This is a genomic window from Bradyrhizobium sp. (assembly GCF_035935975.1).
Lineage (GTDB): Bacteria > Pseudomonadota > Alphaproteobacteria > Rhizobiales > Xanthobacteraceae > Bradyrhizobium.
The window spans coordinates 1-13,341 of record NZ_DASYWN010000053.1; the positions used below are offsets into that span (position 1 = coordinate 1).

Sequence of the window (13,341 nt, forward strand, 5' to 3'; positions counted from 1 at the left end):
CGCCTCACGGCAGCCGGAAAGGCCCACAACGCCGCTCTCATCGCCTGCGCGCGAAAGCTCCTGATCTATGCCAATACCGTCCTGCAACGAGGCACGCCGTGGACCGAAAAACTCCTCGGCGTTTAATGGTTGCTACGGCACCGCCCCTGCCGGCGTGCAGTTGAGCCCGAATCCGTCCCCTTTGCCTTGATTCCCACCCCCGCCGTCGATACGGTCCCGCGCGATTCAAAACCCCCGCGAGAGCCTGATCTGACGATGGACGCCTCATTGCCCGCCCATATGCGCCCGGAACGCTCGTTCCAGGGTTTTATCCTCGCGCTCCAGCGATTCTGGGCCGAGCAGGGCTGCGTGATCCTGCAGCCCTACGACATGGAGATGGGCGCAGGTACCTTCCATCCGGCGACGACGCTGCGCGCGCTCGGGCCAAAGCCCTGGAACGCCGCCTATGTGCAGCCCTCGCGCCGGCCCAAGGACGGCCGCTACGGCGAGAATCCGAACCGGATGCAGCACTATTACCAGTTCCAGGTGATCATGAAGCCGTCGCCGCCGAACCTTCAGGAGCTGTATCTGAAGTCGCTCGCCGCGATCGGCATCGATTCCGCCCTGCACGACATCCGCTTCGTCGAGGACGACTGGGAGAGCCCGACGCTCGGCGCCTGGGGTCTCGGCTGGGAGTGCTGGTGCGACGGCATGGAAGTCAGCCAGTTCACCTATTTCCAGCAGGTCGCCGGCTTCGAATGCGCGCCGGTTGCGGGCGAGCTCACCTACGGGCTCGAGCGCCTCGCGATGTATGTGCAGGGCGTCGACCGCGTCTACGACCTCAACTTCAACGGCCGCGAGGGTGACGCCAAGGTCACCTATGGCGACGTGTTCCTGCAGGCCGAACGGGAATATTCGAAGCACAACTTCGAAGTTGCCGACACCGCGATGCTGTTCGAGCAGTTCAAGATGGCCGAAGCGGCCTGCCGGAAATATCTCGACGCCGGCTGGAAGGACGGCAAGCGCGAAGCGCACCTGATGGCGCTGCCGGCCTATGACCAGTGCATCAAGGCGAGCCACGTCTTCAACCTCCTGGATGCGCGCGGCGTGATCTCGGTGACGGAGCGGCAGAGCTACATCTTGCGTGTGCGCGAATTGGCAAAAGCCTGCGGCGAGGCCTGGATCCACACTGAAGCGGGCGGAGCGGCCTGATGCCCGAACTTTTGCTTGAACTGTTCTCGGAAGAGATTCCCGCGCGCATGCAGGCCAAGGCAGCCGACGATCTGCGCCGCCTGGTCACCGACAAGCTCGTTGCCGAAGGCCTCGTCTACGAGGGCGCGAAAGCCTTCGCGACGCCGCGCCGCCTTGCGCTCACCGTGCACGGTATTCCCGCGCGTCAGCCTGATCTCAAGACCGAACGCCGTGGCCCGAAAGTGGGTGCGCCCGATGCGGCCGTGCAGGGCTTTCTGAAAGCGACAGGTCTGAAGTCGCTGGACGAGGCCAAGATCCAGCGCGATCCCAAGGGTGATTTCTACATCGGCCTGATCGAAAAGCCCGGCCGCGACGCGATCGACGTGCTGGCGGAAATCCTGCCCGTCATCATCCGCACTTTCCCCTGGCCGAAATCGATGCGCTGGGGCGCGCGCTCCGGAAAACCGGGCTCGCTGAGCTGGGTGCGTCCGCTGCACGCGATCACCGCGACCTTCGGGCCCGAGACGGAAGATCCCGATGTCGTGAAGTTTTCGGTGGATGGCATCGAGACCGGCCAGACCACCTACGGCCACCGCTTCATGGCACCGGCCGCGATTTCCGTGCGCCGCTTCGAAGATTACGAAGCGAAGCTGAAGGCGGCAAAGGTCATCCTCGATCCGCAGGCGCGCAAGGACATCATCTTTGCCGACGCCAAGGAATTGACGTTTGCGCAAGGCTTCGAGCTGGTCGAGGACCAGGTGCTGCTCGACGAGGTCTCGGGCCTCGTCGAATGGCCCGTTGTGATGATGGGATCGTTCGAGGCGGAATATCTGGCGATCCCCGACGAGGTGATCCGCGCCACCATCCGCAACAACCAGAAGTGCTTTGTCGTCAAGGATCCCAAGACCGGGCAGCTGACCAACAAGTTCGTCCTCACCGCCAATATCGAGGCGACCGACGGCGGCAAGGTCATCGTATCAGGCAACGAGCGCGTGATCCGTCCGCGCCTGTCGGATGCGAAGTTCTTTTACGAGACGGACCTGAAGACCAAGCTCGAGGATCGCCTGCCGAAATTCGAGCAGATCGTGTTCCACGAGAAGCTCGGCACGCAGGCTGCGCGCATCAAGCGCATCGAGCGTCTCGCCGCGGAGATCGCGCCGCTGGTCGGCGCCGATGTCGCCAAGGCGACGCGCGCCGCGCATCTGGCGAAGGCCGATTTGCTGACCGAGGTCGTCGGCGAGTTCCCTGAGGTGCAGGGCCTGATGGGCAAATACTACGCGCTGGCGCAGGGCGAGGACGCCTCCGTCGCCGCCGCGTGCGAGGAGCACTACAAGCCGCAAGGCCCGACCGATCGCGTGCCGACCGATCCGGTCAGCGTTGCGGTTGCGCTTGCGGACAAGATCGACACGCTCGTCGGCTTCTGGGCCATCGACGAGAAGCCGACGGGATCGAAAGACCCGTATGCGCTGCGTCGTGCGGCATTGGGCATCATTCGTTTGATCGCCGAGAACGCGCTGCGTCTGTCGCTTATGAAGGTGGCGGCGTCGGCGCTCGCCGGCCTGTCGGTGAAGCCGGCCGACGCGCAGAAGCTCCCGAGCGATCTGCTCGCCTTCTTCGCCGATCGCCTCAAGGTGCAGCTCCGCGATCAGGGCGCACGTCACGATCTCGTCGACGCCGTGTTCGCGCTCGGCGGCCAGGACGATCTCCTCATGATCGTCCGCCGCGTCGAGGCGCTCGGAAAGTTCCTCGACAGCGACGACGGCAAGAACCTGCTCGCCGGCACCAAGCGCGCCAGCAACATCCTCTCGATCGAGGAGAAGAAGGACAAGCGGACCTTCGACGGTGCGCCCGATGCCGCGCTCTACAGCCTCGGCGAGGAGAAGGCGCTGGCGAAGGCGATCGGCGAGGTGAAGGCGGAGGCGAGCACCGCCGTCGCCAAGGAGGACTTTGCCGCTGCCATGAGCGCGATGGCAAAGCTGCGCCCGCCGGTCGATGCGTTCTTCGACAAGGTTCGCGTCAACGACGACGATGCCAAGGTGCGCGAGAACCGGCTGAAGCTGCTGAACGAGATCCGCAGCGCGACGCGTGCGGTGGCGGATTTCTCGAAGATCCAGGATTGAGGCGCGCTGGCGCGACAAACAGCGCTGTCATTCCGGGTTCGGTGCTGCGCACCGCCCCGGAATGACCGCTCAACAAAAAAGCCCCGCCCGGCGGGGGGAAGACCGGGGCGGGGCCTGATGTCCGAGACAAGCTTCACGCGTCAGCCTGATTGATGTGACGCGCCGGACATCGAGTTGAACGACGGCGTTTTCAGGCGAAGCGGGCACCCGTTCGCGAGAAGAAAACGCGTCAAACGAGGGGCTAGTCCATCACCTCGACGATGCGCCGTGAGCGCGGCTCGACCAGCACGGTCTCGCCGTTCACGACGGTGTAGCGATAGGTGGTGGTGCCGAAACGTTGCGGTACGTCATAATAGGTGATGCCGGTCTCGGGTAAGGTGGCACCGACCACCACGCGATCCGGAATTCTGAAGGCCGGCACACGCTGTTCGACGACATAGTCACGGAAAGCCGGCCGCTGCTCGACCGTTATGGTCGGGCCGCTATCGACGACGACGGGCGCGCGCCCAACCGTGATACCGGATTGCGCGGACGCCGCGATCGGCGAGCCGAGCGCGACGCCAAGCGCTGCGAGGGCGAGAATCCTGTTCCGCATAGGCAACTCCTTCGAAGTGATTTTAGCCGGCGCCAATGGCGCGACCGGTTGCCAATGCATGCGTCATGGCAATGTTCCGGGAAAAGCCCTGCCGCATACGCGGCAATTTCGGGCAGTTTTCGCGAAGCCGGGAACCCGCGCGGCGGCCTATGCGTCTCTACCCGCGGAACCCGGTCCGGTATGATCCGGCCGCGATTCGCCTCACACCACGGAAAGACAATTCATGCACATCACCGTCGCTCACATCTCGCCGCTCTTGTCGCTGCTGGCGGGTGTGCTGATTCTGATCATGCCGCGCCTGCTGAACCTGATCGTTGCGATTTTTCTCATCATAAATGGTGCGATCGGGCTTGGATTGTTGAAGTGGCTCCATCTCTAGGCCTTCATTTTCCGGAACTCTTCGACTTGCGCGGGCCTGCTCAAAGTGGTGTAAGGCGCGCGATTTCCCATTCCTCTCGCAGGTTGTGTGCAAGCTATGGCCAAAGCCGCCTCGAAGCCTAATAAAACTCCAGCGAAATCAAAGTCCTCTGCCGCCGCAAAGGCCGCGCCGCCGGCCCGCAAGGCGCTGGCCAAAAGCGCCCCTAAGCCGGTCGCCAAAGCTGCTGCAAAGGCTGCCGTAAAGCCCGCTGCGAAGGCCCCCGCCAGGCCGGCTGCAAAGCCCGCTGCCAAGGTTGCTGCAAAGGCTGTGACCAAGCCGGTTGCCCCGAAGAAGGCGGCCCCGGCCAAGGCGGCACCGGTCACGGCCAAGGCCGGCAAATGGGTCTACACATTCGGCGACGGCAAGGCCGAGGGCCGCACGGAGATGCGCGACCTGCTCGGCGGCAAGGGCGCCAACCTCGCCGAGATGGCCAATCTCGGCCTGCCGGTGCCTCCCGGCTTCACCATCCCGACCTCGGTCTGCACCTACTTCTACGCCCACGACAAGTCCTACCCGAAGGAATTGCAGTCGCAGGTTGAGAAGGCGCTCGACCATGTCGGCAAGTTGACCGGCAAGGTGTTCGGCGACACCAAGAACCCGCTGCTGGTCTCCGTGCGCTCCGGCGCGCGCGCCTCGATGCCGGGCATGATGGACACCGTGCTCAATCTCGGCCTCAACGACGAGACCGTGGAAGCGCTGTCGGAACTGTCGGGCGACCGCCGCTTCGCCTATGACAGCTATCGCCGCTTCATCACCATGTATTCGGACGTGGTGCTCGGCTTCGAGCATCATCACTTCGAGGAAATCCTCGACACCTTCAAGGACAGCCAGGGCTACACGCTCGACACCGACCTGTCCGCCGAGGACTGGGTCGAACTGGTCGGCAAGTACAAGGACGCCGTTGCGCGCGAGACCGGCAAGGACTTCCCGCAGGATCCGCACGACCAGCTCTGGGGCGCGATCGGTGCGGTGTTCTCATCCTGGATGAACGCGCGCGCGGTGACCTACCGCAAGCTGCACGACATTCCGGAGTCCTGGGGCACCGCGGTCAACGTGCAGGCCATGGTGTTCGGCAACATGGGCGAGACCTCGGCGACCGGCGTTGCGTTCACGCGCAACCCCTCGACCGGCGAGAGCAAGCTCTACGGCGAGTTCCTGATCAACGCGCAGGGCGAGGACGTGGTGGCGGGCATCCGCACGCCGCAGGACATCACCGAGGAAGCGCGCAAGGAGTCGGGCTCCGACAAGGCGTCGATGGAAGCGGCGATGCCGGAGGCCTTCAAGGAGCTGACGCGGATCTACACGCTGCTCGAGAAGCACTACCGCGACATGCAGGACATGGAGTTCACGGTCGAGCAGGGCAAGCTGTGGATGCTGCAGACCCGCGGCGGCAAGCGTACCGCGAAGGCGGCGCTGCGCATCGCGGTCGAACTCGCCAATGAAGGCCTGATCACCAAGAAGGAAGCGGTGACGCGGATCGATCCGGCATCGCTCGATCAGCTGCTGCATCCGACCATCGATCCCAACGCCAAGCGCGACGTGATCGCGACCGGCCTGCCGGCTTCGCCCGGTGCGGCCTCCGGCGAGATCGTGTTCTCGTCGGATGAGGCGGCCAAGCTCCAGGGCGACGGACGCAAGGTCATCCTGGTCCGCATCGAAACCAGCCCGGAAGACATCCACGGCATGCATGCCGCCGAAGGCATCTTGACCACCCGCGGCGGCATGACCTCGCATGCGGCGGTGGTGGCGCGCGGCATGGGCAAGCCTTGCGTCTCCGGCTGCGGCACGATCCGCGTCGATTACGGCCGCGGCACCATGAGCATCGGCTCGCGCACCTTCAAGACGGGTGACGTCATCACCATCGACGGCTCGCTCGGCCAGGTGCTCGCCGGCCGCATGCCGATGATCGAGCCGGAGCTCTCCGGCGAGTTCGGCACGCTGATGAACTGGGCCGACCAGGTCCGCAAGATCGGCGTCCGCGTCAACGGCGACACGCCGGACGATGCGCGCACCGCGATCAAGTTCGGCGCCGAAGGCATCGGCCTCTGCCGCACCGAGCACATGTTCTTCGAGGAGACGCGCATCCGTACGGTGCGCGAGATGATCCTCTCCGAGGACGAGCAGTCCCGCCGCGCCGCGCTGGCAAAGCTGCTGCCGATGCAGCGCGCCGACTTCGTCGAGCTGTTCGAGATCATGAAGGGCCTGCCCGTCACGATCCGTCTGCTTGATCCGCCACTGCACGAGTTCCTGCCGCACACCCATGCCGAGGTCGAGGAGGTGGCGCGTGCCATGAACACCGATCCGCGGCGCTTGGCTGACCGCGCGCGCGAGCTCTCGGAGTTCAATCCGATGCTCGGCTTCCGCGGCTGCCGTATCGCGATCGCCTACCCTGAAATCGCCGAGATGCAGGCCCGCGCGATCTTCGAGGCGGCGGTTGAGGCCGAGAAGCGCACCGGCAAGGCCGTCGGCCTCGAGGTGATGGTGCCGCTGATCGCGACCAAGATGGAGCTCGATCTCGTCAAGGCACGCATCGACGCCACCGCGAAGGCGGTGATGCGCGACAACAACACCAAGATCGCCTATCAGGTCGGCACCATGATCGAGCTGCCGCGCGCTTGTCTGCTTGCAGCCGAGATCGCGGAGAGCGCCGAGTTCTTCTCGTTCGGCACCAACGACCTCACGCAGACCACCTACGGCATCAGCCGCGACGACGCGGCGAGCTTCCTCGGTCCCTACGTGACGAAGGGTATCCTTTCGGTCGATCCCTTCGTCGCGCTCGACCAGGAAGGCGTCGGCGAGCTCGTCAAGATCGGCGTCGCCCGCGGTCGCAAGACGCGCCCGAAGCTCAAGGTCGGCATCTGCGGCGAGCACGGCGGCGATCCCGCCTCAGTCGCCTTCTGCCACAACATCGGCCTCGACTACGTCTCCTGCTCGCCCTACCGCGTGCCGATCGCGCGGCTTGCCGCCGCGCAAGCCGCACTCGGCAAGGCGGTTGCGAGCCAGGCGTAAGCGCGAGTTGAAATGTTGAATGCGAAGAGGCGGGGCCAAAACCCCCGCCTCTTTCATTTTGGGCGGGACTGCATCCACGCCGTCATTGCGAGCGCAGCGAAGCAATCCAGACTGCCTCTGCGGAAAGACTCTGGATTGCTTCGCTACGCTCGCAATGACGAGACTGCGGGACGGCCTTGCCACACACTCGTTCTCATCGCCCGCCTTCGCGGGGCATGACACCAACCATGTCGAAGCGTCGCGCAACGGAACTCACCGCGCGTCCCATAATGATACGCGCCGTCAAGAGTTCCTTCACCATACGCATTGACCGTTCGTTTACCGCTTCTCGCGACGCGGCATTTACCAACGCGCAGCATCGCTCCGTGAAAACACCTGTGTTCGCTTGAGTGTGCCGCGCGCGCAACGCCGGTTAACGCCCCGGCAACCTAAATTAGATACTGACAATAAAGATCGAATTGCACGGACGTACTGAGTTCGATCTGACGAGCGTAAGCGTAGCGTGAGCGTGTTGATGTCAGTGTTGCGTAACCATCCGAAGGGCGCGCGGTTCGCGTCCTTCGGAATCGGTCTCTGCATCTTCGCATTGATGCCCAGAGAGACCGGCTATCAGGACATTGCTTCTCTGCTGGCGCGTCAGCCCGGCGTCGCCGAGCGCTGGCAGAAGCAGGTCTATTCCGCGGCGTCCTCGATCCAGCTCGCCACCTACAGTTTTTCCCGCCCCATCGGCACCTCGGTTCCGCAGAGCGCGATGGTTCGCCTCGCAAGCCTCGATGGCCGCGACGTCACCGGCGCGATTGCCCGCAATCCGGCGCTCCAGGCGCCACCGCGCTATCAGGCCGCGGATTTCCCCAAGGTCGATCGCTCGCTGAAGGGTGACCGCCTCGCAACCGTGACGCCCGCGCTGGCGCCCGAGACGGCCGCACCGGCTTCAGTGCCCGCGCAGGAAGATCCCGCGACGTCGAACAGCTCGGTGTTCGGTGCCAAGACCGCCGCGTTACCCCAAGCCATGTCACAAGCCATGTCGCCAGAGTCCGCGGCCGCGCTCGACCCGGAGCTTGCCGAAGCGCTGCGCGCGCCGCCGCTGCCGCAATATTCCAATCCGCCGCAGGCCAGCGACGTCGCGCGCTCGTTTGCGGTGCAGCCGCTCGAGGCGCTGAAGCGGGCCACCGCGCCGGCCGCGCCCGCGCGCGATCCTTTCAGCGTCAAGACCTCGAACCTGTTCTTCGGCAGTTCCTCGCTCGGCGGCAATGTCGAAAGCATCGAGAGCTGGCAGCCCGGCGCCGAGCCGCTGATCGTGATGGCCGACCCCGACATGAAGGTGACGGCCTCGCTGACGCCGCCGACGGCGGAGATCGCCAAGGATATCGAAAGCGGCGAGAGCGTCGCGCCGAAGGGCGAGGTCAACGCCGACAACCAGCGCGCCAAGTCGCCGGCGGAGCGGCTCGCGCTCGACGACAAGGCGCGCGTGAAGTCGGAAAAGTGTCTCGCCGAGGCGGTCTATTTCGAATCCCGCGGCGAGGCCGTGCGCGGCCAGATGGCGGTGGCGCAGGTGGTGATGAACCGCGTGTTCTCAGGCAAATACCCTGACACCGTGTGCGGCGTGGTCTATCAGAACAAGTATCGCCACTTCGCCTGCCAGTTCACCTTCGCCTGCGACAACAATCCCGACGTGATCCGCGAGCCCGAAATGTGGGACCGCGCCAAGAAGATCTCGAAGGCGACGCTCGACGGCCAGATCTGGCTGCCGGAAGTCGGCAAGTCCACGCATTACCACGCCTATTGGGTGCGCCCGTCCTGGGTCGCCGAGATGAAGAAGATGTACAAGACCGGCGTGCACACCTTCTACCGCCCGCGCGCCTGGGGCGACGGCAGCGAGGAGCCGAGCTGGGGCACCCCGGCACAAACCGCCGCGCTGTCGGCCGAGCTCGCGCAGGAAGCTAAGAGCTCCGCCGAGCTGGGCGCGACCGAGCGGAGGTAGTTTGCCGTAACTCTCGGCGCTTGCGGCCATCCTTCGAGACGCCCGCCGTTGGCGGGCTCCTCAGGATGAGCTTCCGTTCCGCGTCGAAATCTTCGACCCTCATGGTGAGGAGCGCCGCTTGCGGCGCGTCTCGAACCACGAGGCCGAGCTGGTTCTCAGCTCACGCCTCGATATCTAGCGCGCAATCAAAGTTCGGCGCCGAATGCGTAAGTGCCCCAGCCGAAGCATAATCGACGCCGGTCGCCGCGATCGCGGCGATCGAGTCCAGCGTGACGCCGCCGGACGCTTCCAGCTTGAGGCGCCCCTCGTTGATCCGTACCGCCTCGCGCAACGTCGCAAGATCCATGTTGTCGAGCAGCACAGCGTCGGCAAGGCCGGTGTCGAGCACCTCGCGCAATTGCGGCAGCGTATCGACCTCGATCTCGATCTTGACGAGATGGCCGGCATGGGTGCGGGCGCGCTCCAGCACCGGGCGGATGCCGCCGGCGACCGCGATGTGGTTGTCCTTGATCAGGATCGCATCGTCGAGCCCGAAGCGATGGTTGAAGCCGCCGCCGCAACGTACCGCGTATTTCTCCAGCGCCCGCAGTCCCGGCGTGGTCTTGCGCGTGCAGCAGATCCGCATTTTCGTGCCTTCGGTGTGCGCGACGTAGTCGGCCGTCAGCGTCGCAATGCCCGACAGCCGGCCGACGAAGTTCAGCGCGGTCCGCTCGGCCGTGAGGATCGCGCGGGCAGGCCCGGAGATCGTCAGCACCTGCTGGCCGCGGGCAACGCGTGCGGCGTCGCGGACATGGGCGCGGACCTCGATGTCGGTTGAGAGCTTTTGCAGCGTTGCCAGCGCCAGCGGCAGGCCGGCGATCACGCCGGATTGCCGTGCCACGAGGATCGCCTGCGCCTTGGTTGCTTCCGGTATTGTGGCGAGCGAGGTGATGTCGCCGGCGCGGCCGAGGTCCTCGTCGAGGGCGCGATGCACGGCCTCGTCGATCGCGAGCGGCGACAGGAAGGCGTCGGGATAGAGCAGGGAGGCTGAGGTGATCATAACAAAACTCCGTCAGGCGATCATGGGTTGCGCAAGGCGCGGCAGGCGGTCGCTCAAGCTCTCCGCGACCTCGCGCGCCGCGGTGAGCGTCGTCATCGTTCGCTGCGCCAGCGCGGGCAGCTCCACAGGATAATCGGAACGGAAATGCGCGCCGCGGCTCTCGCGCCGGCTCCATGCCGCGGCGGCGACGAGCAGGGCCGCTGTCGCCATGTTGCGGATGGTGATGTTCGCTGCCGTGCGCTCGAGCGCGGCGAAGTTTTGCACGGCGTCCGCAAGCCCGTCGCCATCGCGGATCACGCCGACATTGGCGCTCATCATCGCACGTAGCTGCTTCACGCTTGCTGCGTCCGGTATACCCCCGCGCGGCGCCACCAGTGCGTCGGGAAGGCGGCTCGGCGAGGGGATCGCGCGGCCGGCGATGTCGTCGGCGATCCGCGCGGCGTAAACCACGGCCTCCAGCAGCGAATTGGAGGCGAGGCGGTTGGCGCCGTGCGCGCCGGTGGACGACACCTCGCCGCCGGCCCAGAGTCCGTCGATCGAGCTGCGGCCGCGTGCGTCGACCGCGATGCCGCCCATGTGGTAGTGCACGGCCGGCGCGATCGGGATCGCTTGCGTCGCCGGATCGATGCCGGTGGCGATGCAGCTTGCATGCACGGTCGGGAATTTGTCCGCAAAGCGCGCGCCCAGTGCTTCTCGCGCGTCGAGGAAGGCGCCGCGTCCTGCGGCGATCTCGGCGAACACGCCACGGGCCACGATGTCGCGCGGCGCGAGTTCGGCAAGCGGATGGCGCGCGAGCATGAAGCGCTCGCCATTGTCGTTGATCAGCGTCGCGCCTTCGCCGCGCAGCGCCTCCGTCGCCAGCGGCGCCGGATCGCGCCCCACCATGATGGCGGTCGGGTGGAACTGCACGAATTCGGGGTCGGCGATCACGGCGCCGGCGCGGGCCGCGACGGCAAGGCCGGAGCCGCTGGCCTCGAACGGATTGGTGGTGACGGCATAGAGATGGCCGAGGCCGCCGGTCGCAAGCACGACCGTGCGCGAGGCGAGCAGGACCGGCCGTGCCGCGGGATTGCCGGCCTCGCGCAATTGAAGACCGGTGACAGCGCCGTCCTCGGTCAGCAGCGCTTCGGCGACAAAGCCTTCGATCAGCCGGATCGACGGCGTGCGGCGCACGGCCTCGCCCAGGGCCGCGATGATCGCCGCGCCTGCACCGTCGCCGCGCACATGCACGATGCGGCGTGCGGAATGTGCGGCTTCCTGTCCCACGGCGAGCCGACCTTCGAGGTCGCGGTCGAACGGCACGCCATAGGCGAGCAGATCGTGGATCCGCGGCGCCGCCTCGCGCGCGATGCCGAGCGCGACCGCTTCATCGACGATGCCGCCGCCGACCGCGATGGTGTCGGCGGCATGCGCTTCCGGCGTATCGCCTTCGGCCACCGCCGCTGCGATGCCGCCCTGTGCCCAGGCGGAGGACGCGCCCTGTCCGAGCGGTGCGGCCGATATCAGCGTCACCGGCCGTGGCGCGAGCTTCAGCGCGCAGAATAATCCGGCGAGACCGCCGCCGACGATGACGACGTCGTCGGTGGAGCGGGTGAGGTTGTGGATGTTGTCTTGCATGGTGTGCTCTCAATTCTTCAGATTGATCATCCGCTCGACCGAACGGCGCGCGCGCTCGGCAAGCGCGGGATCGATCGTGACTTCCTCGCCGAGCGTCAGCAGGCTCTCCAGGATGTTGGCGAGCGTGATGCGCTTCATGTGCGGGCAGAGATTGCAGGGACGCAGCATCTCGACGTCGGGCAGCTCGGCGCGGACATTGTCGGCCATCGAGCATTCCGTGATCATCACCAGGCGCCGCGGCCGCCGTTCGCGCACCCAGTTGATCATGTGTGCGGTCGAGCCGGTGAAGTCGGCCTCCGCCAGCACGTCCGGCGGACATTCCGGATGTGCGATGATCTGCACGGAGGGATCGGCCTCGCGATAGGCGCGCAGCTCCTCGCCCTTGAAACGCTCGTGCACTTCGCAGGCGCCTTTCCAGGCGATGATCTTCACGTTGGTCTTCGAGGCGACGTAGGTTGCGAGATAACGGTCGGGCAGGAAGATCACGGTCGGCGCGTTGAGGCTCTCGACCACCTGCACCGCATTCGACGAGGTGCAGCAGATGTCGACCTCGGCCTTCACTTCCGCCGAAGTGTTGACGTAGGCGACCACGGGCACGCCGGGAAACTTTTCACGGAGCAGGCGGACGTCCGCGCCTGTGATGCTGGCGGCCAGCGAGCAGCCGGCGCGCGAGTCCGGGATCAGCACCGTCTTGTCCGGGTTGAGCAGCTTCGAGGTCTCCGCCATGAAGTGCACGCCGCACTGGACGATGATGCCTGCTTTCACCTTGGTGGCTTCGACCGCGAGCTGGAGCGAGTCGCCGCCGATGTCGGCGACGCAGTGGAAGATCTCGGGCGCCTGGTAATTGTGCGCGAGGATCACCGCGCCGCGCGCCGCCTTCAGCTCGTTGACGGCGTGAATAGTCGGCGCCATCAGCGGCCACTCGATCGGCGGGATCACGTCCTTGACGCGCGCGTAGAGCGGGGCCGTGGCGCGTTCGACCTCCGCCGTCCATTCCAGCGAGGGCATCGGCAGCGAAGTGCCCTGTCGCGGCGGCGCGGCGCGAGGAGAGGTGGTTTGGCCCTGAGGCCGGCCTGCGAAGTCGTCGGGGCCGTAAAGTCCAGTGATCGGCATGGAAGCCTCCCGTGAATGCTAATTATGCTCTATTTGAGTATATATGGGTCCTGAGAAATCCGGCCGAGAGGGCCGGTGGATTCGCCAGGGCTTACATATACTCAATCTGAGTAAATCAAAGATAACACGCGACGGAGGACGCCGCTAGGCCCGGCCGCACACATTCCCGTCAAGACGCGCCGGCGCGCGTCAGGCGAGGCCGCATTGAAATGCAATGCTCCCGCGATAGCTCTCCGTGGAACGCAATCACTTTTGACTTGGGGTTTTCATGCATCTGCA

The 13,341-nt window shown here is 65.6% G+C and carries 10 protein-coding genes; 5 read left to right on the plus strand and 5 right to left on the minus strand.

Going from position 1 to position 13,341, the window contains the following annotated elements:
• Positions 1 to 255 precede the first annotated feature (255 nt).
• Together VGR99_RS32790 and glyS are read left to right on the plus strand one after the other, a co-directional pair.
• Positions 256 to 1,191, plus strand: coding sequence for a glycine--tRNA ligase subunit alpha (locus VGR99_RS32790; protein ID WP_326904093.1), 936 nt, complete (start codon positions 256 to 258; stop codon positions 1,189 to 1,191).
• Complete coding sequence (gene glyS / locus VGR99_RS32795; protein ID WP_326904094.1) at positions 1,191 to 3,290, plus strand: glycine--tRNA ligase subunit beta; 2,100 nt, start codon at positions 1,191 to 1,193, stop codon at positions 3,288 to 3,290. The genes VGR99_RS32790 and glyS overlap by 1 nt, the downstream gene beginning before the upstream one ends.
• A gap of 241 nt (positions 3,291 to 3,531) precedes the next feature.
• On the opposite strand, the gene VGR99_RS32800 is transcribed toward glyS, so the two are convergent.
• The gene (locus VGR99_RS32800) at positions 3,532 to 3,885 is read right to left on the minus strand and encodes a DUF1236 domain-containing protein (protein ID WP_326904095.1); all 354 of its coding nucleotides are present in this window, start codon (positions 3,883 to 3,885) and stop codon (positions 3,532 to 3,534) included.
• A gap of 223 nt (positions 3,886 to 4,108) precedes the next feature.
• Between VGR99_RS32800 and VGR99_RS32805 the strand changes: the two genes are divergently transcribed.
• On the plus strand, positions 4,109 to 4,264 hold the full coding sequence (locus VGR99_RS32805; RefSeq protein WP_014497329.1) for a DUF3096 domain-containing protein: 156 nt from the start codon (positions 4,109 to 4,111) through the stop codon (positions 4,262 to 4,264).
• Here VGR99_RS32805 and VGR99_RS32810 read toward each other — a convergent pair.
• Positions 4,261 to 4,578: a hypothetical protein gene (locus VGR99_RS32810; RefSeq protein ID WP_326904096.1), complete on the minus strand. Its 318-nt coding sequence runs from the start codon at positions 4,576 to 4,578 to the stop codon at positions 4,261 to 4,263. The two genes, VGR99_RS32805 and VGR99_RS32810, sit on opposite strands and share 4 nt — an antisense overlap.
• On the opposite strand from VGR99_RS32810, the gene ppdK reads away from it, so the two are divergent.
• On the plus strand, positions 4,571 to 7,312 hold the full coding sequence (gene ppdK, locus VGR99_RS32815) for a pyruvate, phosphate dikinase (protein WP_326904097.1): 2,742 nt from the start codon (positions 4,571 to 4,573) through the stop codon (positions 7,310 to 7,312). The genes VGR99_RS32810 and ppdK overlap by 8 nt on opposite strands.
• A gap of 514 nt (positions 7,313 to 7,826) precedes the next feature.
• Positions 7,827 to 9,293: a cell wall hydrolase gene (locus tag VGR99_RS32820; RefSeq protein WP_326904098.1), complete on the plus strand. Its 1,467-nt coding sequence runs from the start codon at positions 7,827 to 7,829 to the stop codon at positions 9,291 to 9,293.
• Between the two features lie 160 nt (positions 9,294 to 9,453).
• Here the strand turns inward: VGR99_RS32820 and nadC are convergent, their stop codons facing one another.
• From nadC to nadA, 3 genes are read right to left on the minus strand one after another with little or no spacing between them, the layout of a single operon-like run.
• Positions 9,454 to 10,332, minus strand: coding sequence for a carboxylating nicotinate-nucleotide diphosphorylase (gene nadC, locus VGR99_RS32825; protein ID WP_326904099.1), 879 nt, complete (start codon positions 10,330 to 10,332; stop codon positions 9,454 to 9,456).
• Positions 10,333 to 10,344: 12 nt separating this feature from the next.
• A complete protein-coding gene (locus VGR99_RS32830) occupies positions 10,345 to 11,949 on the minus strand; it encodes an L-aspartate oxidase (protein WP_326904100.1) in 1,605 nt (534 codons plus the stop codon).
• A 9-nt stretch (positions 11,950 to 11,958) separates the two neighbouring features.
• On the minus strand, positions 11,959 to 13,062 hold the full coding sequence (nadA, locus tag VGR99_RS32835) for a quinolinate synthase NadA (protein WP_326904101.1): 1,104 nt from the start codon (positions 13,060 to 13,062) through the stop codon (positions 11,959 to 11,961).
• Positions 13,063 to 13,341: the final 279 nt, after the last annotated feature.

Excerpts from the sequence above, each read along its gene's own strand:
- VGR99_RS32790 (WP_326904093.1), top strand. The coding sequence starts at position 256 with ATGGACGCCTCATTGCCCGCCCATATGCGCCCGGAACGCTCGTTCCAG.
- VGR99_RS32805 (WP_014497329.1), top strand. The coding sequence starts at position 4,109 with ATGCACATCACCGTCGCTCACATCTCGCCGCTCTTGTCGCTGCTGGCG.
- VGR99_RS32800 (WP_326904095.1), bottom strand. The coding sequence starts at position 3,885 with ATGCGGAACAGGATTCTCGCCCTCGCAGCGCTTGGCGTCGCGCTCGGC.
- VGR99_RS32830 (WP_326904100.1), bottom strand. The coding sequence starts at position 11,949 with ATGCAAGACAACATCCACAACCTCACCCGCTCCACCGACGACGTCGTC.
- VGR99_RS32820 (WP_326904098.1), top strand. The coding sequence starts at position 7,827 with ATGTCAGTGTTGCGTAACCATCCGAAGGGCGCGCGGTTCGCGTCCTTC.
- nadC (WP_326904099.1), bottom strand. The coding sequence starts at position 10,332 with ATGATCACCTCAGCCTCCCTGCTCTATCCCGACGCCTTCCTGTCGCCG.
- nadA (WP_326904101.1), bottom strand. The coding sequence starts at position 13,062 with ATGCCGATCACTGGACTTTACGGCCCCGACGACTTCGCAGGCCGGCCT.
- glyS (WP_326904094.1), top strand. The coding sequence starts at position 1,191 with ATGCCCGAACTTTTGCTTGAACTGTTCTCGGAAGAGATTCCCGCGCGC.